The organism is Saprospiraceae bacterium (assembly GCA_026129545.1).
GTDB lineage: Bacteria > Bacteroidota > Bacteroidia > Chitinophagales > Saprospiraceae > M3007.
In genome coordinates, this window is the sequence record JAHCHX010000001.1 from 1,872,681 (window position 1) to 1,895,427 (window position 22,747).

Annotated in this window: 19 protein-coding genes; 2 read left to right on the top strand and 17 right to left on the bottom strand. The window is 53.7% G+C overall.

Annotated elements, in window-relative coordinates; translation table 11 throughout:
* Positions 1-28: 28 nt before the first annotated feature.
* Positions 29-1,381, bottom strand: a complete 1,353-nt coding sequence (locus KIS77_07290; protein MCW5922127.1) for a hypothetical protein — start codon at positions 1,379-1,381, stop codon at positions 29-31.
* A gap of 189 nt (positions 1,382-1,570) precedes the next feature.
* Between KIS77_07290 and KIS77_07295 the strand changes: the two genes are divergently transcribed.
* Together KIS77_07295 and KIS77_07300 are read left to right on the top strand one after the other, a co-directional pair.
* Complete coding sequence (locus tag KIS77_07295) at positions 1,571-1,924, top strand: hypothetical protein (GenBank protein ID MCW5922128.1); 354 nt, start codon at positions 1,571-1,573, stop codon at positions 1,922-1,924.
* Positions 1,925-1,998: 74 nt separating this feature from the next.
* A complete protein-coding gene (locus KIS77_07300) occupies positions 1,999-2,637 on the top strand; it encodes a DNA-3-methyladenine glycosylase (GenBank protein MCW5922129.1) in 639 nt (212 codons plus the stop codon).
* Between the two features lie 6 nt (positions 2,638-2,643).
* On the opposite strand, the gene KIS77_07305 is transcribed toward KIS77_07300, so the two are convergent.
* From KIS77_07305 to moeB, 16 genes are all read right to left on the bottom strand, one after another.
* The gene (locus KIS77_07305) at positions 2,644-3,579 is read right to left on the bottom strand and encodes a hypothetical protein (protein ID MCW5922130.1); all 936 of its coding nucleotides are present in this window, start codon (positions 3,577-3,579) and stop codon (positions 2,644-2,646) included.
* Positions 3,580-3,610: 31 nt separating this feature from the next.
* Positions 3,611-4,156, bottom strand: coding sequence for an AhpC/TSA family protein (locus KIS77_07310; protein MCW5922131.1), 546 nt, complete (start codon positions 4,154-4,156; stop codon positions 3,611-3,613).
* Between the two features lie 201 nt (positions 4,157-4,357).
* Positions 4,358-5,293, bottom strand: a complete 936-nt coding sequence (mdh, locus tag KIS77_07315; protein MCW5922132.1) for a malate dehydrogenase — start codon at positions 5,291-5,293, stop codon at positions 4,358-4,360.
* A 123-nt stretch (positions 5,294-5,416) separates the two neighbouring features.
* Positions 5,417-6,127, bottom strand: a complete 711-nt coding sequence (locus tag KIS77_07320; protein MCW5922133.1) for an SDR family oxidoreductase — start codon at positions 6,125-6,127, stop codon at positions 5,417-5,419.
* A gap of 90 nt (positions 6,128-6,217) precedes the next feature.
* Positions 6,218-6,676: a cold shock domain-containing protein gene (locus tag KIS77_07325; GenBank protein MCW5922134.1), complete on the bottom strand. Its 459-nt coding sequence runs from the start codon at positions 6,674-6,676 to the stop codon at positions 6,218-6,220.
* Positions 6,677-6,829: 153 nt separating this feature from the next.
* Complete coding sequence (locus tag KIS77_07330; GenBank protein MCW5922135.1) at positions 6,830-8,389, bottom strand: TSUP family transporter; 1,560 nt, start codon at positions 8,387-8,389, stop codon at positions 6,830-6,832.
* Between the two features lie 80 nt (positions 8,390-8,469).
* The gene (locus tag KIS77_07335) at positions 8,470-10,221 is read right to left on the bottom strand and encodes an NADPH-dependent assimilatory sulfite reductase hemoprotein subunit (protein ID MCW5922136.1); all 1,752 of its coding nucleotides are present in this window, start codon (positions 10,219-10,221) and stop codon (positions 8,470-8,472) included.
* A 75-nt stretch (positions 10,222-10,296) separates the two neighbouring features.
* Entirely contained in the window at positions 10,297-11,607 is a 1,311-nt protein-coding gene (gene chrA / locus KIS77_07340; GenBank protein ID MCW5922137.1) for a chromate efflux transporter, read from the bottom strand.
* Positions 11,608-11,612: 5 nt separating this feature from the next.
* Entirely contained in the window at positions 11,613-12,362 is a 750-nt protein-coding gene (locus tag KIS77_07345; protein ID MCW5922138.1) for a DUF2490 domain-containing protein, read from the bottom strand.
* Between the two features lie 104 nt (positions 12,363-12,466).
* A complete protein-coding gene (locus KIS77_07350) occupies positions 12,467-15,040 on the bottom strand; it encodes a TonB-dependent receptor (GenBank protein MCW5922139.1) in 2,574 nt (857 codons plus the stop codon).
* Positions 15,041-15,272: 232 nt separating this feature from the next.
* Positions 15,273-17,129, bottom strand: a complete 1,857-nt coding sequence (locus KIS77_07355) for an assimilatory sulfite reductase (NADPH) flavoprotein subunit (protein ID MCW5922140.1) — start codon at positions 17,127-17,129, stop codon at positions 15,273-15,275.
* A gap of 66 nt (positions 17,130-17,195) precedes the next feature.
* Positions 17,196-18,038, bottom strand: coding sequence for a uroporphyrinogen-III C-methyltransferase (gene cobA / locus KIS77_07360; protein MCW5922141.1), 843 nt, complete (start codon positions 18,036-18,038; stop codon positions 17,196-17,198).
* Between the two features lie 65 nt (positions 18,039-18,103).
* Positions 18,104-19,423 (bottom strand): GTP-binding protein, encoded by a 1,320-nt coding sequence (locus tag KIS77_07365; protein ID MCW5922142.1) that lies wholly within the window; start codon positions 19,421-19,423, stop codon positions 18,104-18,106.
* 81 nt (positions 19,424-19,504) lie between these two features.
* Positions 19,505-20,413 carry a sulfate adenylyltransferase subunit CysD gene (gene cysD, locus KIS77_07370; protein MCW5922143.1) on the bottom strand — a complete coding sequence of 303 codons (909 nt, stop codon included), beginning with the start codon at positions 20,411-20,413 and terminating at the stop codon, positions 19,505-19,507.
* Positions 20,414-20,472: 59 nt separating this feature from the next.
* Positions 20,473-21,204, bottom strand: a complete 732-nt coding sequence (locus KIS77_07375) for a phosphoadenylyl-sulfate reductase (GenBank protein MCW5922144.1) — start codon at positions 21,202-21,204, stop codon at positions 20,473-20,475.
* Positions 21,205-21,578: 374 nt separating this feature from the next.
* Positions 21,579-22,742: a molybdopterin-synthase adenylyltransferase MoeB gene (gene moeB / locus KIS77_07380; protein ID MCW5922145.1), complete on the bottom strand. Its 1,164-nt coding sequence runs from the start codon at positions 22,740-22,742 to the stop codon at positions 21,579-21,581.
* Positions 22,743-22,747 lie beyond the last annotated feature (5 nt).

Here is a 22,747-nt window from a genome sequence, read left to right on the forward strand (position 1 = left end):
GGAGAATGAATTGGGTGTGTGTGTGCGTTTAGCGTTGCCCCAATTGTTCTACCTTGGCTTTGAGTTGCTCGTTTTCCAACTTCAAAGCGGTTACTTGTTTTTCCAGTTCAATCAGGTGCAAGAACAACTCCTCGATTTTTTCCATCTGCGCTTTTTGCATGAGGCCAACGTCGAGTCCTTGTTCCGCCACTTCTTTTGCGGATGCCACGCCCGGCAGGTGTTTGTGCTGTTGGATGTATGTTTCCACTTCTGGAAGTGGCTTCAGGTCGTAGCTGTGTTCAAAAACATAGTCGGGCCACGATGGCTCCAACATCACGCGCACTTCGTCGGTGATGATTTTGCCATTCACGCTAAGCGCATACCCGGAGGCAAAATGGTCAGTCGGTCCGATGGCCATGCGGCCAGCGAAATAGCTATCGCCCACAAGGTGCATTTTGTATGCGGGGGCAATGGTGCCGACCCCCAAATTGCCATCCACGAGCGCGTTGACGCCCACGCGGGCGGTGCCATTAAAGAATGTCCGGCCATTGACCGTGAGCACGTCGGCGGCATCGAACGCGGGAGAGGCTGCGGCGGGTGCGGCGGGTATGTTGCCGATGACTACGTTGGCGCCGTCGTCGAAAATCTGGCCGTCGGTGAGGGCGCTCGAAACCGGGCCGGGCGGGCGGAAGCGGGCCACGAGGTTGGGGCGGCCAGATATGTCGGCGCTGGAGAGCAGTTTTTCCCAAGCACCTGTCCAAGTGGCGTTGTTTTCTGCTTCGCGGCGATTCCAGATTCCGTCTTGTCCAAAGAACATTTGATGGTCGTGCGCGCCGCCGCCGGGGGCAAGGCTGAGTATGCCGCCGAAATTGTTGACACCTGCCACGGCTGGCACACCGAGAGTGGCGCGGAGTTTTCTTTCAAAATACGCCTCGTTGGTGTAAGTGTTAGGGCCGTTGTTGCCTGGCGCGTCAAAGTCGAAATGAATGCGTCCGTGGAAGCGCCCGGTGGTGTGGGTGTTGCCTACGGTATGCAAGTCGAACAGGGGGGTCATGGTGCCGATGCCGACGCGACCATCATCCGTGATAATGACGCGATTGGTCAACCCGCCCGCGCCGCTGGTGCTGAAAATCATGTTGGCTTGAAAACCGGGGCCTACCGGGGCCGTCACCACGGAATGGATGGATGCACCGGTGCGGATGTCGCCGTAGTTGACCAAGCCATTCCAGCGGAAAGTGCCGAGCAGGTTGCCTTGCACCACAGGCAGGGGAGAGATGGTAGGGCTACTGTTGTAGCGATACAAGAAGATTTGGGGATTGGTGCCTGCCGATTGCGCAAAAGTTTGGAAGGACGATGCGGCAGCGACGAAAAAAACCAACGTGAGGAGAACGAGTTTTCTCATTGTTTTCGAGTGTTTTAGAAATTAACTGAAAAAAATAGTGAAAAAAAGAGTTCACAAATTTTTCCTCACGCCCACTAAACCAATTGGAATTAGGTTGGAAATCATTTGGAAACCAATTGAAATTCAGTCAAATTTGCCATGCCAAAAAATCGCTCATCCGCTAATCTTTTCAACAAGCGATTCAGAAAAATGGAAGCTAAAGAATTCTCCGTATTTCGCTCTCTCCTTACCGATGTCCACTCCAAAGCCTTTGGCGAACCGCTCTCCAAACTGCCCCACGGCAAAGCCCAAACCCTCTGCTGGCTCATTTATGAAGACACGGGCGAATTGCTCAGCTACAAGACGTTGGGCAATTATTTCACTGCTATCGTGGAAGGCGCTCCCGAGCGGGTGAACCCATCCGATGCCACGCTCGCCATTCTGGCCAAGTTTGTCACTGGTGAAAAAAACAAATCCACCCCCCTCGCCATGCAAATGGGCGCTTATGCCGCGTGGTACAAGTATCGAAGCAATGCCTTGACACGTCCCCTAGGCGCGGCGTGACTGTGGCAACGAGGAATTAGCCCTCGTCTTCAATCAACACAGGTGCGGCGGCAACATCCCCCATAAATCTCTTCATGCGACTCCCCGTTGATTTTTATACCCGTCCAGATGTGGTGCAGATTGCCCGCGACTTGCTCGGCAAAGTGTTGCTGACCGAGTTTGACGGTGTGCGCACGGCCGGACGCATCACCGAGACGGAGGCCTACCGTGCGCCCGACGACCGTGCCTGTCATGCCTACAACAATCGGCGCACGGCCCGCACCGAAGTGATGTTTTGGCAAGGCGGCCGTGCGTATATCTATCTGTGCTATGGGATTCACCATCTGTTCAACGTGGTCACTGCTGAGGAGGGTGTCGCACATGCGGTATTGATACGCGCCGTGGAACCGCTCGAAGGGGTAGATGTCATGGCGCGTCGTCGCAACCTTTCATATCTTGATTGGGGGCAGCATTCCGCGCCCAATACAAGGGTCTTGCAACGCCTTTCAGTGGGGCCGGGCGCTTTGTCGCAAGCACTGGGGCTGAAAACCAAATGGACAGGGCAAAGCCTTTTTGCTGCGGATTCGCCAATATGGATAGAGGATGACGGATGTTTGATTCCGCCCGCAACAATTGCGTCGGGTCGGCGCATCGGCGTGGACTATGCCGGGGAATGTGCCGAGTGGCCTTGGCGGTTTTGGTTGAAATACTCTCCCTTTGTGAAAAAAAGTTGAACGAAATTATCCGTTTTTAGCCGCCCCGCTGTCTTTTGAAAGCACATTCATCACATTCACAATCCAACGTTCGCTGAATCCCGCAATAAAGGCCGCGATAAAGAAGCCATATTGCGAGCCTAACAAGTTCTGGCTCAAAAACGCATCCAACAACCCGGATTTGAAAAGCAGTAGCGTGATGAAAGCGGCAGTGCCACCAATGGCAAGGCGAATGAACGTAATCATGGCCCCCATGATTTGGTCGGGTATTTTCATGTCGAGCGATGAGGCCGTGAGGGTGTAAGCCATGCTGAAACTGGCACCCAACGCGCCCAAGAAAAGCCCGGACACGGCCTCTTCCCAAAAGAGCAATTCGCGTTGCTGGCCCGTGCTGAGCGATTCCATCCAAGCAATGCCTGCGATGACGATGGCTGCCAATAAAAAGGCGAGGGTGCGGAGGCTTGATTTGCGCAGGTTGATTTTGTGATACTTGGTGTTGTAGTGGTCGTCGCGGAGCCTGACGGCCCTGTATAGCCGCTCCGGGGTGGGCGGCTGAGTTGCTTCATTGCCCAGTATATCAAGTATGGCTTGCCCTCGGCTGCCTCCGATTTTTTTTGCTTCTGTGAGAAGGGATTTGGCTCTTGCCAATCGGCTATCGTCATCTTGCCCCCATATCAAATGCTGCTCTATGAGGTGGATGTAGTTCCAAAACAACTCGCGCTGACCTATGGGAAAATACTTCTCTTGCTCATTTTGCTGCGCCGACTTGGCATCGGCGAGAATGGATTGCACGGCCAATATCCACGGCTCCTCTTGGTTTTTTGAATGTCTTTTGAGCCGTTCAAACTCTTTTTCCAAATCATAAAGGGCGGTTTCGATGCGGTCAGTCAGCGCAGGGCGCAAGGAGAAGAAGTTGAGCAGGTTGGTGAGGATGTGGGTGATAGTTCTCGTTAGTTTTTTCATGGTAGTAGTGGGTTTAGGAAAGTGTGAAGAATCAGATTTGGCAAATTTCCTCGTAGTCCGGTCTGTCGTGCGCGTAGCGATGGATGAACGAGTTGCGGATTTCGCCTCGATAGAGCACAAACACGCCAGGCATCTGAAAGCCATCGCCGAGCTCTTCGTTGTGATAGGTGGCTCCGTGCCCTTCGATGACGGCGGCTTGAAAGCCGCGAATCCAATTCATCAGGCCAAACAACTGTTGCGGAGTGCCGCGTCCCAACCCAAACGCTCGGTAAAACCGCTTGTCGGGGTCGGCGATATGGTCAATGGGAAACAACTTATATTTCTTAAAAAACTTCTCCGCCGTTTCCTGCTCTGGGGCCATGTGCACGAATACGATGCGCAAGCCGCGCTTTTCCAACTTGTTGCGTCGCTTGGCGATGTCGCTAATGGCTTCCCGACAAAAAGAGCAGCCGAAAAAGCGCAGAAACACAAGCAACACCGGGCGCTCGTCAGATATTTTTGCTAACGACTCGCCGCCGTTCAACGTCACCATTTCACTCCAAAAAGTGGGTGGCGGAAGTAAGGGTGTCTCGGTCATGATGTTATGAAATTATACTTTGATTTGCCGGGATTTCTTAGTCCACCATAATTGACAGGACTTCACGGATGTTTGCCCGTGAGGTTGACAAAAGCTGATGTCAAGGCTCAAACAATGTCACCTGTCGCATATTTTATCACCGAAAATCAACCTTGTCACAACATTTATCAACCTCACGGGCAGCCTTTCTAAAACGTTCGTTTAGAGCAATTTCATCGCGTCCAAGGCATCGGCCACCTCTTTCACGGCAGCGGCAGATTTGTGGAGCGATTCCAGCTCGTCTTTTTTCAGGCGCAATTTCACGATTTCCAACACGCCCTTGCGACCCAGTTTGACGGGCGCGCCGACGAAGATATCCTTCAATTTGTACTGGCCATTGAGCCGAACGCAACATGGGTAGATGCGCTTTTCATCTTTCAGTATGGAAATGGCCATTTGGGCCGCTGCTGCGCCGGGCGCATACCATGCGGAGGTTCCCATCAAGTTGACCAATTCGCCGCCGCCAAATTTGGTGCGCTCTATGATGGCTTCGAGTTTGTCCTTGCGAATCATTTCCGTCACCGGTATGCCGCTCACGGTGGTGTAGCGGGGCAGCGGCACCATGGTGTCGCCGTGCCCACCCATGAGCATGGCTTGGATGTCTTTGGGCGATACGTCGAGGGCTTCGGCGAGGAAGGCGCGGTAACGTGCCGTATCGAGCACGCCAGCCATGCCGAGCACCCGTTTGTCGCTCAGGCCAGAGGCTTTCCAGCAAGCATAGGTCATCACGTCGAGTGGGTTGGACACGACGATGATGATGGGGTTTTTGGTGTGTTTGAGGATGTTTTGCGTGACGGACACCACGATTTTGGCATTGGTGGAGATAAGGTCGTCGCGGCTCATGCCGGGCTTGCGCGGCACGCCCGCCGTGATGATGACAATGTCCGAGTTGGCGGTGAGCGCGTAGTCGTCACCTCCGCTCACCCGCGTCGAATAACCGTCCACAGGTGCTTGCTGCCAAGTGTCGAGGGCTTTGCCTTTGGCCATGTTCCCTTGAATGTCAATCAGTACGACTTCGTTTACAATGTCTTCGTGGGCGAGCACGTTTGCGCAGGTAGCGCCTACATTGCCGGCGCCGACGACAGTAATTTTACTCATTCGTTAAGGCTTTGAATATTTGGTGAAAAGTTGCTGTTGTTGGCGGGCAAAAGTAGAGAAAAGTTTGCGTAGGGAAGCAAACAGGCTGTTTTGAACTGAAAAATTGCGGGTAGTGTCAAACTTTTACAATCGTGGCTTGTGCAGGAGATAATGCACCACTTCGTCTTGGTGGTTCATCAGGATTTGGCCGCGAATGTAGTCGCCGATTTCCTCTGGAAAATACCAATCCTCTTCGCCGTGTCCGCGTTTCAGACGGTCGCGGGTTTTCATGGGGCCTAAAATCAGTTCGTACACCTTGATGCCGGTGCGGTCCACTTCTCTGGCCAAAGTTTGCATCAGCGACTTCTGCGCGGCAGCGGTCATGGCTACCGGGCCTGCCATCGGGAAAGCCTCCTCGGCGCTGAATCCGTTGATGTGAAAATAATAGCCGCTGTCGGGGTTCAGCATGGGCACTAGCGTCTTGATAGCCAAGAAGTGGCTCGTCAGGTTGTCGCGCAAGATGCGCTCCCAATCGCTCATCGGATAGCCGTAGAGTGGAAAGCCCTGATGCCAGCCGCCGAGCGATGCCACCGCGATGTCTATGAATTTATACTGTTGGCTGAGAAATTCCGCGAGTTCGCGGGCGCTCTCCTCGTTGTTCACGGAGCCTTTGCGGATGAGCAGGTTCGCAGCCAATTCGGGGCCGACGTATGCTTGCAGCCGCTCTATTTTGTGGTCTGAGCGCGTGGGCACCACGACGGATGCTCCCGCGCCCAACAGGGACTTGACGATGCCTTCGCCTACCCCTCCGGTGCCGCCCAGTACGACGGCCGTTTTGTTGGATAATGCAGCCATCTTATGGCGCCAGTTGGTTGTGGACTGTGAAAAAAAATGAGTTGTTGGGCTGTCCTGTTGAAACGTTGCTCAAGGCGAGAGCAGAAGGGGTCATTTATCCAGATTTACGTTCACTGCATTTGCCCCCTTTGGGCCCATTTCCACTTCAAAAGTTACGCGGTCATTCTCCCGGATGGTGCCGTTGATGTTGTTGATATGGACAAAAACGCTTTCTTTCGTCTCCGCATCCACGATGAAACCATAGCCCTTTTCGTCGTTGAAAAACTTGACCCTGCCACGGCGAGTCGTCTCTTCTTCTTCGACGTAGCGGGACGATGCGCCGAGCACAATGTCTTCGACCTTAATCTCTTTGCGTTTGGAAGGGTCGGGCGGGGTAGAAGTGAGGTTGCCATTTTCGTCCACATACGAAATCATGTCCTCGAAACTCTTGGTACCGCCTTCGAGTTTGTCGGCTTTGCGCTGTTCGCGGCGCTCTTGCTTTTCCTGATTTTTCTTTTGACGTTTTTTTTCTTTCTCCTTCTTGTTGAAAGAGTCTTGTGATTTGGCCATATTTTATTTTTAGTGAAAAAAATTGACTCCCGCCTGAAAGCGGAAGCGCCTGCCTCAAAGGTAACGAATGTTGAGCGATTTGGAGTGGGGAATATTTTGGGAAAGGTTGGGCGAAAGCATTGTTCGTTTGGGATATCGTCGTAGGGAAGATATTCACCACGCCCCCCACAAAACCCGCAAACTCCAAAAAATCACCACCACGCCCACCAGCACGAACATCGTCCGCACGGGCAATTTCCCTGCCAGCCGAGCGCCCAATGGCGCAGCCAGCACCCCGCCAATCAGCAAACCGGCAATCACGAGCCAGTGCGACAGCCCGATGACCGAGAAAAACGTGACCGCGCTCGCCAGCGCCACAAAAAACTCCGTCAAACTTACCGTGCCGATGACGTACTGCGGTGTCTTTCCTTTTGAAATCAGCGTGCTCGTCACCAACGGCCCCCAGCCACCTCCGCCAAAAGAATCGAGAAAACCGCCCGCCCCGGCCAGCCAGCCAAGATTCCTGACTTTCGTGCGGCTCTTTCTTTTCACAAATGCACGGCTCAATATCCTGATGCCCAGTAGCAAAATGTACGCTGCGATTACTGGCCGCACCAATTCGGCATAGTGCCCGCCCAACCACACCAGCAACAGCGCCCCCGCGATGGCTCCCAATACCCCCGGCCCCAGCAACCCCCGAAAAAGCCGCCGGTTCACGTTGCCGAATCGGTAGTGTGAGTAGCCCGAAGCCGCAGCGGTGAACACTTCCGCCGTATGGATGCTCGAACTCACCGCCGCCACTGGCACACCTGTTGTCAGCAAGCAAATTTGCGTCACCACCCCATAGCCCATGCCCAACAGCCCATCCACCAACTGCGCCGCGAAGCCCACGCCTACAAACAGCCAAAACTGCGGGGAGATGCTCCCGATGATTTCAGGCCAAGTCTGGAAAGGGATGTAGAAAGAGATGACGTTGCAAATCAGCAGCAAACCAAAGGCTGCCATTGCCACCGTAGCGATGCGTCGCCATTTTCGATCGCCGATGCGCTCCAGATTTTGGTGTGGGAAAACCGCCGCAAGTGCTTCTTCACCTGCTACAAGCGAAGCTGTGAGCGCATTGAGCGTCCGCACTTTTTCTGAAAAATCGCCCTTGAGCCGGCTGCGGATGGCGGGCATATTTTGCAGGAGGTCGTTCAGTTCGTTGGGCAGCGCGTCGTTCAGGAGTTCTTTGAGGCGTTTGGCGATGGTGGGTGATTTGCCGTTGGTCGAGATGGCGATTTTCAAGTCGCCCTTTCTCACAATCGAACTCAGGTAAAAATCGCACTCGTCGGGCGTGTCGGCCACGTTCACGAGGAGACCGCGTTCGTGAGCAATTTGGCGGATAAAACGATTCAGCGCCTTGTCGTCCGTCGCCGCGATGACGAATTGTTTTCCCTCCAAATCCGACTCCTCGAACGGTTTTTCCAACAAAACAACTTGCTGAAAATCAGTGACGAACTCTCGAATTTTATCCAAAATCTTCTCTCCCACCAGCGTCACCCGCGTGGCCGGGCTGTTCCGCAAAACAGTCGTTATTTTTTCCAAACCGACATTCCCCCCACCCACGATGAGCAGGTCGAAATTTTCCAATTTCAGGAAAACGGGGAAGAGGGTGTTGCCATGCGATGAACTTTCCGAAAGTTGAGAACTTTCGGAAAGTTTGCGGAAGTGGAAAGTTTGCAATGGTTCGTCCATGTTCGAGTTTTTCCCGCCGATAAATCAGCGGGTTGAGTTTGCAAAAAGTCCTGCGGACTTGGCCTTTTCAACCCACCGATTTATCGGTGGGAAATATCAGAAATGTCATGAAAATTCGTCCCGTGCGTCGTCGCCTTCACGAAACCCGCCCGAATCACAAAATCGCCGAAGCGCTCCCCTACCCTTCGGTCGCTGGCGTAGGCGGCGATGACTGGCTCCAACTCACGCAAAATTGCGGCTTCATTCAGCATTTCCTTGTAAAGTTTGTTCAATCGCTCGCCGTTGTGCGCCCCGCCGAGGTAGAGATTGTAGTAGCCCGGCGACTTTCCGACAAAGCCGATTTCAGCCAAATAAGGCCGACCGCAGCCGTTGGGACAGCCGGTCATTCGGATGTTAATCGCTTCTTTTTCAAGACCATGTGCGCGAATGAGCAAGTCAATTTTGTCAATCAACGAGGGCAAATACCGCTCGGCTTCGGCGAAGGCTTGGGAACAAGTGTTGAGCGCGACGCAGGCGATGGAGTTTTGGCGCAGGGCCGTTTGTCGGAAGGTGGCTTCCAACACGCCGTATTTTTCAAAAATGGCTTCGATGGCGGGGCGTTTTTCGGGAGAAATATTGCCGACAATCAGGTTTTGATTGCCCGTCAGCCGGAAATCGCCGTCGTGGATGTTGGCGACTTCGCGGAGGGCCGTTTTTAAAAGAAAATCGCCTGCATCGGCCACACGCCCGCCTTCGACAAAAAGGGTCAGGTGAAAACGCCCGTCGTGGCCTTTCGTCCAGCCGTAGCGGTCGCCGGAATGGGCAAATTGGTAGGGCAGCGTGGGCGCGAACTGAACGCCCGAACGCTGCTCCACCTCGTGTTTGAATTTTGCCAGTCCCATGCGTTCCACCGTGTATTTCAGGCGGCTGAACTTGCGATTTTCGCGGTTGCCAAAATCGCGCTGCGTCGTGATGATGGCTTCGCAAATTTTTACAACGTCTTGTTTGTCAATGTATCCGAGCATATCGGCCAAACGGGGGAACGTCTCCGGCATCCCGAAAGTCATGCCCAGTCCGCCGCCAGCCGCCACGTTGAAACCCGCCAGTTCGCCGTCTTTTTCGATGGCGATGAGGCCGATGTCGTTGGCAAAAATGTCGGTGTCATTTTGCGGCGGCACGGCCAGCGCGATTTTGAATTTGCGAGGTAAATAAGTTTTCCCGTAAACCGGTTCTTCATCTTGCCCGCCCCTTTTTTGGCTCTGAAATGGCTGCGACTCATCCACCGGCTGGCCGTCGAGAAAAACCTCGTAGTAGGCTGTCGTGCGAGGCGTGAAGGCCGCGCTGATTTCCTCGGCAATCTTTTGGACGGCAGCGTGGACGCGGCTTTCGTCGGGGTTGGGGCTGCACATGACGTTGCGGTTCACGTCGCCGCAACCCGCGATGCTGTCGAGCAAAACTTCATTGAAACCATGAATTGTGGCTTTCAAATGGCGTTTTCGCACGCCGTGCAGTTGGAAAGCCTGGCGGGTCGTGAGTTTCAAAGTACCGTTGGCGAAGCGGTCGGCGAGTTCGTCCATGCGCAGCCACTGAGCGGGCGTGGCGACCCCGCCCGGCACCCGCACCCGAATCATGAAAGAGTACAGCGGCTCCAATTTCTGCGCTTTGCGCTCGCTGTCGAGGTCGCGGTCGGTCTGCTGGTAGGAGCCGTGAAACTTGATGAGGTTCGTGTCATCGGGAAAAAGCGCGCCCGTGATGGGATTGTCGAGACTCTGTTTGAGCGTCCCGCGCAGGTAGTCGCTTTTGGTTTTGATGTGTTCGACCTCGGAGTGCGAGGGCTTTGTTTCTGGAAACATATTTTTCAAAGCTTATGAGGTTGATGAGGGTTTATCAAGTTGATAATCAAGTTGATAAACCCTCATCAACCTTTATTAACCAATAAGGTATTTTCCCAATCCCACCGCCACGCTTACCCCAATCCACGCCATCATATTGACTTTGAAATACTGCAAAGCCGCCAATGAAACAAGCGCCCAGACGAGCGGCAACCACAGCACTTGCGGCGGTTCGGGTATAATGACTGCCTTGCCGAGATAGAGACAAAGACTCAAAATCACACCCGTCACAGCCGCGGTCGCAAAATTCAAAATAGCCTTCACAGCAGGATTGGCTTGGGTGCGTTCGATAATCGGCGCACCGACGAAAATGAACAGGAATGAGGGCAAAAACGTATAAAAAACCGTCGCGGCCAATCCCGTTGTTGCCGCTGCGAGCGAGCCTCCGAAGGTGTTATACCCGGCCATAAAACCCACAAACGCCAGCACGATAATCAGTGGGCCGGGGGTCGTTTCGCCGAGCGCGAGTCCGTCGAGCATTTGGAGATTGGTAAGCCAACCGAATTTTTCCACGCTCACCTGCGCCACATAAGGTAGCACGGCATACGCCCCGCCGAAGGTGACGAACGCCGCTTGGGTGAAGAATAGGCTGAGTTTTTTCCAAAAATCGAACTGCGGCGCAAAGGCAAAAAACAATGCAAGCGGCAGTACCCACAACAGCGCTGCCGCGCCGAGTTGTCGCGCCAAACGACCTGCGGAAAAACCTGTGCCGGGTACGACCGTGTTGTGGTTGATGACGTAGCCGGATTCTGCATCGTCGTAGGTTGTTTCCTCCCTGCGTTTACTAAACTTTTGAAGTTTAGTAAACGTCAGCGCAATGCCCAGCAAAATTGCCCCAAGGATGATAGCTGGAAACGGCACATTCAAAAAATAAATGGCAACAAACGCGGCTGTGGCCACTACATAATGCAAGGGCGTTTGCAGCGACTTTTTCCCGATTTTTACAATCGCGCCCGCCACAATCGCCACGACCGCAGGTTTCAAAAATCCGAACACCGCCTGCACCGCCGGCACTTGTCCGTAGGTGACATACAACGCGCTTAATCCCCACAAAATGACCGCCGAAGGCAACACGAACAGGATGCCTGCCGCCAGTCCGCCGCGTGTGCCGTGCAACATCCAGCCGGTGTAAGTGGCGAGTTGTTGTGCTTCCGGGCCGGGCAAGAGCATACAGTAGTTCAGGGCATGGAGAAATTTCGAGTCGCTTATCCAGCGTTTTTTGTCCACCAAAAAATCGTGCATGATGGCAATCTGCCCCGCCGGACCGCCAAAACTGATAAAGCCGAGCCTGAGCCAGAAGGCTAAGGCTTCGCGGAAAGTGGGATGCGCTGGAGCAGTTTTTTGCATGATTTTCAGTGTTTTGCGCCGGGACGCAAATCAAAATTATGAAAGTAAAACACTCGTATCGTGTGTTGATTTTTGAATGAATTGCCCGCCGCGAGTTGTTGGTACAAATTCATGTAACCCGCGTGGAGTTGGGCGTGACTGTTCACCTGAAGGACCAGCCCGGCAAAAAAGCGGTTTTGGTCGAACACGTTGTAGGTGATGTTTTTTCCAAAATTCAGCATCACCTCGTCATTGACTAAGAACTGCAAACCGCCCGGTTCAAAACGTTTTTTTGTGATGGGCAGGAACAGGGCAAAGTTGTAGCGGATGCGCCAGTTGAAATTGTAGCCGTCGGCCAATTCGCTGTCGCTCAATATTCTCCGACGAAAACGCTCCTCCAGCCGAACCCACTGCATGAGCCGCGCTTTTCGCCCGCGCATAAACCACTGCACCTGCTGCCAGGGGCGGTGTTCGGGCTGCGCGATGTCCTCGTGACCTTCGGTGGGGAAATGATGGACGTATGCGTAAGCCACCGTCAGCCGGATGTCGTCGGCGAGGTAGAAGGTTGGCCCCACACGGACGATGAGCTGAGAAGGCTCATTGACAAAATCGTCTTTCAGGCGAAAATGAGTGTCGAACCACAAGCCCCACCTATTCGTCAGGCGGGTCTGGTTGAAAAATCCGAACCAGGTTTGCTCCTCGGTTGACACGTTTTTCTGAGCCGACAAAGCGGAGGCCGCGAGCACAAAAACTGGAAGTAAAAGTTTGATTTTCATGTTGTTGAAAAAATCACGCGAGTCAAGTTTTTGACAGGATTGACATGATTGGCAGGATAAGATTATGCTCAAAATTCCGTCAATCTTGTCGAAAGAATATCCTGTCAAAACGAATACCGCAGCGTCACCCCATAAGTTCTGGGGTCGCCAAGCACGGCAGCGTAGTGACCGGCGTTGCCCGCCGCCGGGAGCAGTTGTTCAAAATAATCCTGATCCAGCAGGTTGCGCGACCACACGAAAAGCGACAAACCTTCCGTCGCCCGGAAGCCAATCCGCCCATTGAGCAAGGCATAACCTTCGATGTTCAAATACTGCGAAGGCGATGCGCTGGAGGAAAAATCGGAGCGATAATAAGTGTCGAACGCCATGAAAAACTTTCCTTCCTGACCGATGAGTGAGGCTGTGTTGCTGGTCAATTCGCCACCCAGTGAGCCGGCCCATTCAGAGATACCTGGCAGTTTTCCGCCCGAAATATCCTTAAACGCCGTCGAGCCGCCTGTTTCTTCGAGCGGAACGGGCGCATTCGGGAAAGAAACGTATTCGCCGTTGGTGTAGGCGACAGCGCCGTAGATGGAGAGGTGTTTGCTGAACCGCACATTGCCGTCCAACTCAACCCCGAACACGCGCACTTTGTCGGCGTTGGCGAGGTAGCCGCGATTCACACCCACCTCGGCAGTTTGCACCTGCGTTTGATAATCCTTGATGTCCGTGTGGTGGAAAACCAAATTCAGAATCGAATTTTCCGTCGGGGAAGTTTTCATCCCGATTTCAAAATGCGTCACGTATTCCGGTTTGATTTCCGCCAAATCGGTCAAAACGTCGCCGTTCGCGGTGGGCAAACCTCCCAAATTGACACCCACAGGTTTAAAACTCGTCGAGTAAGTGGCAAAAGCGTTGAAGCGTTTGGAGGCTTTGTATGCCAGCGTCAGTTGGCCGGAAAAATTACTTTCGTTCACATCGGCGGTAAATTCCTGATTGGTGTAAACCAATCTTTTCAGCGCGAGCAAATCGGGGTCGGTCGTCTGCAAACCGCCATAAGTTTCGCGTTTGTAGTCCACTTCTTTCTGGTCAGCATTGTAGCGAATGCCCGGCAGCAGGTGCAACCGACTCGTAATCGCCCAATCCAGCTGGCCGAACACCGCACCGCTGAAAGACTTGAGTTGCGAAGTCGTTCTGATGCCAAAGCCGTCGAAAAGACCGGGCGTTTTCCATAATTCGCTCGTCGAACTTTGCGAGAAACGCCATTGCGCCGCGCCCGATTCTTCCGTGTGAACAGGGTCAGTCACAAGGTCCTGGCTCAAAAAGAAAACACCTACCACCCCGCTCAAACGCGAAGAAAAATTGCCGGCATAGCGCACTTCCTGCGACCACTGCTCGTGCCGCGACGTGGCGGCAGACCTCGACAGCACAGGCAAGCCTGTGAAATCCCGGTCGTTCGAGGGATCCCAGTTCCAGTAACGCCAGGCCGTCGTCGCGGTGAGTGTGCCGGGGCCAACTTTCGCGTCCACATTGAGCGAAACGCCGCCCAACTGATTGCCCGAACGCCAAGGTGTGTCGTGGTCAATTATCCGGTCGAACGGATTGCGGCTTGGCAACTGGTAGTTGAGGTCAGCAATAATTTGCTCAAACTGGCGGTAAGGCGCGCGCTGGGTAGGCGCTACTCCCGCGAATACTTGCGCGAAGCCGTCAGGCTTTTGGTCTGACACATCGCCCGCCAGCGTGATATTGAAGCGGTCGGATGGCGAAAAAAGGAGTTGTGCCCGGAAACCCAGGTTATTAAGGTCGTTTACAGGTTTTTCCGTCCGCACGTTGTAGAGCAGACCGTTGCGCTGGGTGCCGGAGAAGGAAATCCGCCCGGCGAACAATTTGCCCAACGGCCCCGTGATGGAAGTTTTGGCCTGAATAAAGCCGTAGTTGCCGTAACTGACCTCGAAACTCGCGCCGGGTTTGAAACTCGGTGCGCGGGTCGTAATATTGAACGCGCCCGCCGTCGTGTTTTTCCCGAAAAGCGTCCCTTGCGGCCCGCGCAGCACTTCAATTTGCTCGATATCAATAAAATCGAGCGTCGTCGCAGCGGGGCGGGCGTAGTAAACGCCGTCCACATAAAAGCCCACGCCGGGGTCAATGCCGTCGTTGGTCAGCCCGAAAGTCGAACCCAAACCGCGAATATTGAGCGTCGTATTGCGGGGGTTGGAGGAGTAAAGTTGCACCGTCGGCACGATTTCTTTCAGGCGGTTCACGTTGAAAGCGCCTGCGTCTTCCACCAGTTGGCCACCCACCACCGAAATTGGAATCGGCACTTCTTGCGCCGTTTCTTTTCGCCGCCGCGAGGTGATGACGATTTCGGACAAACGATTGTCGTCAATCAAAACGATTTCCAGCGGCGAACCGGACAAATTAGAAACCGGGATTTCCTGCGCGAGAAAACCGACCGAATTGACCAGCAGCGTAAAGGGCGGCGCCACGCGAGACTCGATGCTAAACTGGCCGTTCGTGTCTGTGACCGCATAACCATTTGTGCCTTTGATGGTAACGGTCACTCCGGGCAGCGGCTGGCGGGAGCCGATTTCGAATACAGTTCCGCGCACGTGGCTCGGCTCACTTTGGGCGGCAAGGAAAAGGGGCAAAAGAAAGGCTGTAAAAGCCGGAATCAGTGTTTGGAAAATTGTTTTGTTCATCACAAAGGAGGGTGTTGAGTTTTGAAAATGTGTGTCAATCAAGTAATTAGGCTCAAAAAACAGATTGCCAAGTCCCGGGTGGGACAACACATTTTCGCGGCGTAGTAATTGTTGTTCATGTTTGTCAGATTTTAAAGTTGATGGAAGTTGAGAAGGGTTGATAAAAGTTGATGAATCGCGGCGTACTTTATGTTATCAACCCCATAAACCCTCATCAACTTTTACCAACCATTTAGTAAACATCCTCCAGGTACCGCCGCTGCTTTTTCAAACCCTTCAAATACTCCGCAGCAAAGTCCGCGTCGCGACCACTTTCTTTCTCAATGATTTGTAAAACAGCATTTTGCACATCGTGCGCCATCCTATCCTTGTCGCCGCAGACGTAAAAAAACGCGCCGTTTTCAAGGCGTTCAAAAATTAGCCGGGAGCGTTCGAGCAGGCGATGCTGGACGTAAATCTTCTGCTCTTGGTCGCGGCTGAAAGCCACGTCGAGGCGGTCGAGTGTGCCGCGTTTGAGGTGATTGAGCCACTCGGTTTGGTAGAGAAAATCCGTCTCGAAATGCGGGTTTCCGAAGAACAACCAGTTTTTACCGGAGCTGCCGCGTTCTGAGCGCTCTTCCACAAAAGCCCGGAATGGCGCCACGCCCGTGCCCGGCCCGACCATGATGATGTCCGCCGAATCGTCGGCGGGCAGTTTGAAATATTCGTTGTGTTCGACAAAAACCGGCGCTGGTTCGTCCGCTAAAACCCTGTCAGTCAGGAAAGTAGAGGCCACACCCTGATGCGGGCGACCGTCGAAATCGTAGCGCACCGCCGCCACTGTCAGGTGCGCCTCGTCGGGATGCGCAGCTAGGCTGGAAGCGATGGAATAAAGGCGCGGCGGCATTTTTCGGAGAAAACCGAGCAGGATTTCTTCCGTCAGGTTTGCCGGAAATTCACGCAGCAAATCGGCCACATTGCGCCCCCAAAAGAATCGTTTGAGCGCGGCAGGGTCGTTGGGCAAGGTTTTGAGCGAAATATTTTTCGTTGCGTCAGCAAATTTGTCGAGCAGGTCGCGGGTCAAAACGGAGAGTTCGACCTCGCGAAGAATTTCCCGGAGCGGCGCTTCTTTTTCGTTGAAAATCAAAATTTTGTCGCCGTTTAACTTCGCAGCAGCAAGCACTTCCTCTACGAGTGAGTCGGAATTTTTGGGAAAAATGCCGAGCGAGTCGCCGGGTTCGTAAGTCAGGCCGGAGCCTTCGAGCGAAAGTTCCAGATGCCAGGTTTCTTTTTGCGAACCGCGTCCGTTGAGTTGGATTTTCTCCAGAATCGGCGCAGCGAAGGGGCGTTTGCGGTCGTGTTTTGGAGTAGTCAGGCGGTGACTCAAAGTCACCGCCTGACTTACGCCGTTCGCAGTGACCGGGTGACTTGAAGTCACCCGGTCACTCTGGCTTTGTGTCTCCAACTTTTTCAAAACCGCCTCTGTCCACACCTCCACCGTTTCTTCAAAATCCACGTCACAGTCGGCGCGTTCGGCAAGGCGAGTGGCGCCAAGTGCCTGAAAACGAGCGTCAAACTCTTTTCCCGTCTGGCAAAACTGGAGGTAACTTTTGTCCCCCAAGCCGCACACGGCGAATCGCAACCCGTCCAATTTCGGCGCACGCGGACCGAGCAGCCAGCGGTGAAATTCCTCAGCAGATACGGGCGGGTCGCCTTCACCCTGCGTGCTCACCACGAGCAGAACAATTTTTTCGTCTTTCAAATTTTTGGTCGGGTAGTCGTTCAAATCGGCGACGGCGACTTCCCAGCCCTGCTCACGAACACGAGCGGCGACTTTGTTTGCCACTTTTTTGCTGTTGCCAGTTTGCGACCCGAAGAGGACGGTGACTTTTTCGGTCGTGTTCCCCGACTGTTGGATTGGCGCCAAATCGCTGACAGCAGCAGGATTGCCAGCCAAAGCCCTGACTTCGGCGGGTTGATGGCGAGCAATGGCGAGGCCATAGAGAAAGCCGCTCAGCCAGAGTTGTTGTTCGGGCGAGTGGTCGGCGCTGAGTTTGCGGAGCAGGTCGTCCTGAAAGCCGACAGGCGGTTGCGGGAGTGTCGCGGTCATGGATTTTGAATTGAAGATGAGAGAGTTAGAAGAGGGGTTGAAAAAGGTTGAGGTTGAATGCCACGTTTACGAAACTTTTTGAAGTTTCGTAAACGTGGTCTCGTCCAGCGTGTAGTTGTTTTGAAACCTGTGTCGCACCACCTCCCCAATCACAATCACGGCCGGGCTTCTAATGCCCGATTCCTGCACTTTTTCGACGATGTCGGCGACCGTTCCGAAGACTTCTCGCTGGGTTGGCAAAGTGGCGTTTTGAATCACGGCTACGGGCATATCGGTTTTCCCAGCAGTCATAAAGGCCAGCGTGATGTCGGCGATTTTTGCGATGCCCATGAGGACAACGATGGTCGCATCGGAGTCGGCAGCGGTAAAAATTTCGGGATTCAAATCGCCCGTATCGGTGGTGGCGGTCAACGCCCAAAAACCCCGGCTCGCGCCGCGCGTCGTGACAGCGATGCCCGCCGCGCCCGCTCCGGCTATGGCGCTCGATACACCGGGGATATATTCCACCGGAATGCCCTGGCTTTGAGCGTATTGCATTTCTTCCAACCCACGCCCGAACACGAATGGGTCGCCGCCTTTGAGCCGCACGACATGGCCACAGCAATGGGCATAAGCCACGATGCGCTCGTTGATTTCTTCCTGCGTGAAGGCTTTTTCGCCACGCCGCTTGCCGACATACACTTTCGCCGCGCTGGGCGAGGCGTAGCTCAACAATTCTTCATTGACCAAAGCATCATACAGCACAGCGTCGGCGCTTTGCAAAGCCTTGACGGCTTTCAAGGTGATGTGTTCGGGGTCGCCGATGCCTGCGCCGACGACGCTGAGGCGGGGCTGGATATTTTTCTGAACAGGCTGGCTGATGATGGTGCCGCGTTCGTTGATGAGTTGAAAACCAATGAGATGGGACATGATGTTTTTATTTTTTTGACAGGATTATCATGATTTACAAGATTGTTTTTTGTCGCGATTTTTTGTCATCCTGTAAGGATCTGTCCGCTCGTAGTTTGCTCTCGCGACGTGGACAGATTCCTACGGAATGACAAAGAATCTGGCGCGTGGAGCATCCCTGCCGCGACGGTGTCGAAGGTGTTTGCATTAATCAAAATCAGGCCGCCGGTGGCGCGGTTTTTCTTGTAAGCGTCGAACACGAGCGGCTGAGCAGTACGGAGCCGGACTTGGGCGATGTCGTTGAGTTTCAGTTGTTCGGCAGGTTGCTGCTCAAACGTGTGTACGTCGGTGCGGTGGCGAATTTCCCTGACGATGGCCTTGACGGTAGCGGCATTGTGACGCAGCAAGTAGCGGTCGCCGACTTGTAGCGGGCGCTCGCTCATCCAGCAGATGCCGAGTTCAATGTCTTGGCTTACAGCGGGTTGCGCGTCTTCGAGGCGCACAATCGAGTCGCCGCGCGAGATGTCAATATCATCTTCCAAATGCAGGACGACAGGCTGCGGCGCAAAGGCTTCTTCGACTTCTTGCTGGTGGACTTCGATGGCCTTGATAGTGGTCTCGATGCCTGCCGGCAACACTCGCACCCGGTCTCCTTTTTTGAAAAAACCGCTGCGAATCGCCCCCGCATAGGCCCGGTAATCGTGCAATTCTTCCATGCGCGGACGGATGACGTATTGTACCTGAAAACGCGCTTCGTCTTCCGGCAAATCGTGGCTCAGTTCGACGGTTTCCAAATGTTCGAGCAATGTCGGCCCCTCGTACCAAGTCGTGTTTTGCGAACGGCTCACGACGTTGTCGCCGACGTAGGCACTGATTGGGATGAACAAAACTTCTTGCAAATCAAGTTTTTGTGCCAGTTTTTGATAGTCGGCGGCGATGCGGTAAAATGCCTCTTCTTCATAGCCAACCAAGTCCATTTTGTTCACGGCCACCACGATGTGGGGGATGCCCATGAGCGACGCGACGAGGCTGTGGCGGTGGGTTTGCTCCACCACGCCGTGTCGTGCGTCAATCAGGATGATGGCGAGGTCAGCGTTGCTCGCCCCGGTCACCATGTTGCGGGTGTATTGAACGTGACCCGGCGCGTCGGCGATGATGAATTTTCGGCGCGGGGTGTTGAAATACTTGTAAGCCACATCAATCGTAATGCCCTGCTCGCGCTCGGCGCGGAGGCCGTCGGTGAGCAACGAGAGGTCGAGTTCGCCGTCGGGCTTGTTGCGGCTTTGGCGTTCGAGCGTGTGCAGGATGTCGTGCGAAACGGCCTTCGAGTCGTAGAGTAAGCGACCGATTAAGGTGCTTTTGCCGTCGTCCACGGAGCCTGCGGTTATGAATCGTAGAATGTTCATTGTCAAATTGTTGTACGCCGGAATGCTGTTCCGGCTTTGATTTATTCATTGGATTCGCCGGAACAGCGTTCCGGTGTGCAGTTAGAAATACCCGTTCTTTTTCCGGTCTTCCATGGCGGCCTCAGAGAGTCTGTCGTCCAACCTTGTCGCGCCGCGTTCGGAAATTTTTGTTGTCAAAATGTCTTGAATAATGTCATCTACCGTTGTGGCTAGGCTCTCAACAGCGGCGGTACAAGTGGCATCGCCGACGGTGCGGAAGCGTACGTCGCGGACGGTGATTTCATCTTCCGGGTCGAGGCGGATGTGTTCGGTAACGGCGAGCAATTGGCCGCCAGGAGTGACTACGAGGTCGCGGGAATGGGAAAAATAAATCTCTGGCAGTTCGATACCCTCGCGGCGGATGTAGTTCCACACGTCGAGTTCCGTCCAGTTGGAAATCGGAAACACGCGCACGTTCTCGCCTTTGCGAATGGCGCCGTTGTAAATGTCCCAGAGTTCGGGGCGCTGACGTTTTGGGTCCCAAGCGCCGAACTCGTCGCGTATGCTGAAAATGCGTTCTTTGGCGCGGGCTTTTTCCTCATCGCGTCGTGCGCCACCGATGCAGGCATCAAATTCAAACTCCTCAATCGTTTCCAATAAAGTATTGGCTTGCAGCGCGTTGCGGCTGGGATATTTGCCTGTTCCGTCGGTCAAGCCTTGCCGCCGAATCGTATCCTCTACTTTTCGGACGATGAGTTTTTCTCCCAACTGTGCTGCCAAACGGTCGCGGTATTCGATGACTTCCCGGAAATTGTGACCTGTGTCAATATGCACCAATGGGAACGGAAACTTGCCAGGGCGAAAGGCTTTTTCGGCCAGACGCACGAGCGTGATGGAGTCCTTTCCTCCTGAAAAAAGTAAGGCGGGCCGCTCGAATTGACCAGCGACTTCGCGCAAGATGTGGATGGCTTGGGCTTCTAAATTATCAAGATAATCAAAGCGTTTTGACATATTTTTCAGCAAGCCGAAATGATATTCCGGCAAGTATTTAGTTTGAGTTTCAGAATCAATCATGCCGGAATACCTTTCCGGCCTACATCGTGGAGGCCGCATTCTTTTTTGGAAGCATCCTCCCACCACCAGCGACCGGCACGAAAATCCTCCCCCTCGCGGATGGCGCGAGTGCAGGGAGCGCAGCCGATGCTGACAAAACCCTTGTCGTGCAGGGGGTTGTAGGGAATGTTGTGCTCGCGCACGAAGTCGCGCACTTGTTGGAAAGTCCAGTCGAAGAGTGGGTGGAATTTGAAAAGTTGGTGTGGTTCATCCCATTCGAGGGAAGTCATGTTGTGGCGGTTGGGCGATTGTTCGGCGCGGATGCCAGTGACCCAGAGGTGTTGCCCTTTCAAAGCCCGGCTGAGCGGCTCCACTTTGCGGATGTGGCAACATTCCTTGCGGTTTTCGACGGAGTGGTAGAAACTGTTGGGGCCTTTTTCGGCCAATAGCGTTTCGACGGCGGCGGCTTGAGGGTAAAAAACCTCGATGGGTTGTTGGTAGCGTTCGAGGGTACGCGCCCATGTGGAGTAAGTTTCCTGAAAATTGCGTCCCGTGTCGAGGGTGAAAACGCGAATCGGGAGTTTGTTCGTAAAAATCAGGTGCGCGACGACTTGGTCTTCGATACCAAAACTGGTGCTGAACACGGCCCGGCCGGCGAACTGTTCGGCCAGAAAAGCCAGCGATTCGAGCGGACTTCGCTTTCGCAAATTGGATTCGATGTCTGGGAGTTTGTGTGTTGAATTTAGCATGGGACGGGTGTTTTTTTTTGACAGGATTCACATGATTGACAGGATATTATCTTTTTGAAATGCAAGTTTTTAAAACCTGTTTGTCATGTAAATCCTGTCAAAACAAAAAGCCCCTCGGTGTGCGTACACCGAAGGGCTTTTATGCTGAAATGTGTTTTTGTCAAACTTGGATTTTGTTCGCCAAAAATGCATCGCAGCCGCTTCGGGTGACCGGAGTGGGACAGCAACAGCAACAACAAATGGCGAATTGCAAGGCGTTGAAATTCATGCGATGTAAAATTGAGAATTTGTTGAAAACGAACAACAAACAACCGTCAACGAGCACGACACGTTTGCTAAACCTTGCAGGTTTGGTAAACGTGCTCATACGGTGTTCAAGATTTTGCCAATTCCGGCTGCACTTCTTCCAAATAGGCCAAAATACCGCCTTTCAAATTGTACAGATTGTCGAAACCAAATTTGTCTTCCAACTCCCGAATGGCTTTGGCGCTGCGCACGCCTGAACGGCAATGCACGACAACTTTTGTGTCTTTTTCAAAACGAGCGGCGTTTGCGGCAACCGTGGCGAGCGGAATCAATTCGGCGCCGATGTTCGCGGCTTCGTATTCGTGTGGTTCACGCACGTCAATCAACTGGTATTTCTCGCCGAGCGTTTGCCATTGCAAAAATTCCTGTACGGTGATTTCTTTCACCGGGCGCTCCACGACTTTCATCCCGCAAAACATTTCGTAGTCAATGAGTTGCGTGATGGTCGGATTTTTCCCGTTGATGGGATTGTCGTCGCGGCGTTTGATTTTGAAGGTGCGGGTTTCAAAATTTAAAGCGTCAAAAATGAAGAAACGACCACTCAACGGCTCTCCTACCCCCGTGATAACTTTGATGACTTCGCTGGCCTGCATACTGCCGATGATGCCGGGCAAAACGCCCAAAACCCCGCCCTCTGCGCAGCTCGGCACCAAACCCGGCGGCGGCGGTGTGGGATAGAGGTCGCGGTAGTTTGGCCCCCACTCCCCTGCGGCGTTGCGATAGTTGAACACCGACACCTGCCCTTCAAACTGGAAAATGGACGCATAAACGTTTGTTTTTCCGAGCAATACGCAAGCATCGTTCACGAGGTAGCGCGTCGGAAAATTGTCCGTGCCGTCGGCCACCACGTCGTAGTCCTTGACGAGGTCGAGGGCGTTTTGAGAGTTGATGAGCGTGTCGTACACGTTGATTTGAATGTGTGGGTTCAAGGCTTCAAGGCGACGTTTGGCGGCTTCGACTTTGGGTTGGCCGACTGATTCCACGCCGAACAAGACCTGGCGTTGCAGGTTGCTGTCGTCCACGCGGTCGAAGTCCACGATACCGATGGTGCCGACGCCCGCTGCTGCGAGATAGAGCAACACAGGACTACCGAGGCCACCCGAACCGATGACCAAAACTTTGGCGGCTTTGAGTTTTTGCTGGGCTTCGAGGCCAAATTCCGGGATGATGATGTGGCGGTTGTAACGCGCCAGCTCTGGTTTTGAAAATTGAATTGCTGTATGAGACGGCATTGTTT

Coding starts and splice junctions, on each gene's coding strand:
- KIS77_07290 (MCW5922127.1), bottom strand. CDS start 1,381: ATGAGAAAACTCGTTCTCCTCACGTTGGTTTTTTTCGTCGCTGCCGCA.
- KIS77_07295 (MCW5922128.1), top strand. CDS start 1,571: ATGGAAGCTAAAGAATTCTCCGTATTTCGCTCTCTCCTTACCGATGTC.
- KIS77_07300 (MCW5922129.1), top strand. CDS start 1,999: ATGCGACTCCCCGTTGATTTTTATACCCGTCCAGATGTGGTGCAGATT.
- KIS77_07305 (MCW5922130.1), bottom strand. CDS start 3,579: ATGAAAAAACTAACGAGAACTATCACCCACATCCTCACCAACCTGCTC.
- KIS77_07310 (MCW5922131.1), bottom strand. CDS start 4,156: ATGACCGAGACACCCTTACTTCCGCCACCCACTTTTTGGAGTGAAATG.
- mdh (MCW5922132.1), bottom strand. CDS start 5,293: ATGAGTAAAATTACTGTCGTCGGCGCCGGCAATGTAGGCGCTACCTGC.
- KIS77_07320 (MCW5922133.1), bottom strand. CDS start 6,127: ATGGCTGCATTATCCAACAAAACGGCCGTCGTACTGGGCGGCACCGGA.
- KIS77_07325 (MCW5922134.1), bottom strand. CDS start 6,676: ATGGCCAAATCACAAGACTCTTTCAACAAGAAGGAGAAAGAAAAAAAA.
- KIS77_07330 (MCW5922135.1), bottom strand. CDS start 8,389: ATGGACGAACCATTGCAAACTTTCCACTTCCGCAAACTTTCCGAAAGT.
- KIS77_07335 (MCW5922136.1), bottom strand. CDS start 10,221: ATGTTTCCAGAAACAAAGCCCTCGCACTCCGAGGTCGAACACATCAAA.
- chrA (MCW5922137.1), bottom strand. CDS start 11,607: ATGCAAAAAACTGCTCCAGCGCATCCCACTTTCCGCGAAGCCTTAGCC.
- KIS77_07345 (MCW5922138.1), bottom strand. CDS start 12,362: ATGAAAATCAAACTTTTACTTCCAGTTTTTGTGCTCGCGGCCTCCGCT.
- KIS77_07350 (MCW5922139.1), bottom strand. CDS start 15,040: ATGAACAAAACAATTTTCCAAACACTGATTCCGGCTTTTACAGCCTTT.
- KIS77_07355 (MCW5922140.1), bottom strand. CDS start 17,129: ATGACCGCGACACTCCCGCAACCGCCTGTCGGCTTTCAGGACGACCTG.
- cobA (MCW5922141.1), bottom strand. CDS start 18,038: ATGTCCCATCTCATTGGTTTTCAACTCATCAACGAACGCGGCACCATC.
- KIS77_07365 (MCW5922142.1), bottom strand. CDS start 19,423: ATGAACATTCTACGATTCATAACCGCAGGCTCCGTGGACGACGGCAAA.
- cysD (MCW5922143.1), bottom strand. CDS start 20,413: ATGTCAAAACGCTTTGATTATCTTGATAATTTAGAAGCCCAAGCCATC.
- KIS77_07375 (MCW5922144.1), bottom strand. CDS start 21,204: ATGCTAAATTCAACACACAAACTCCCAGACATCGAATCCAATTTGCGA.
- moeB (MCW5922145.1), bottom strand. CDS start 22,742: ATGCCGTCTCATACAGCAATTCAATTTTCAAAACCAGAGCTGGCGCGT.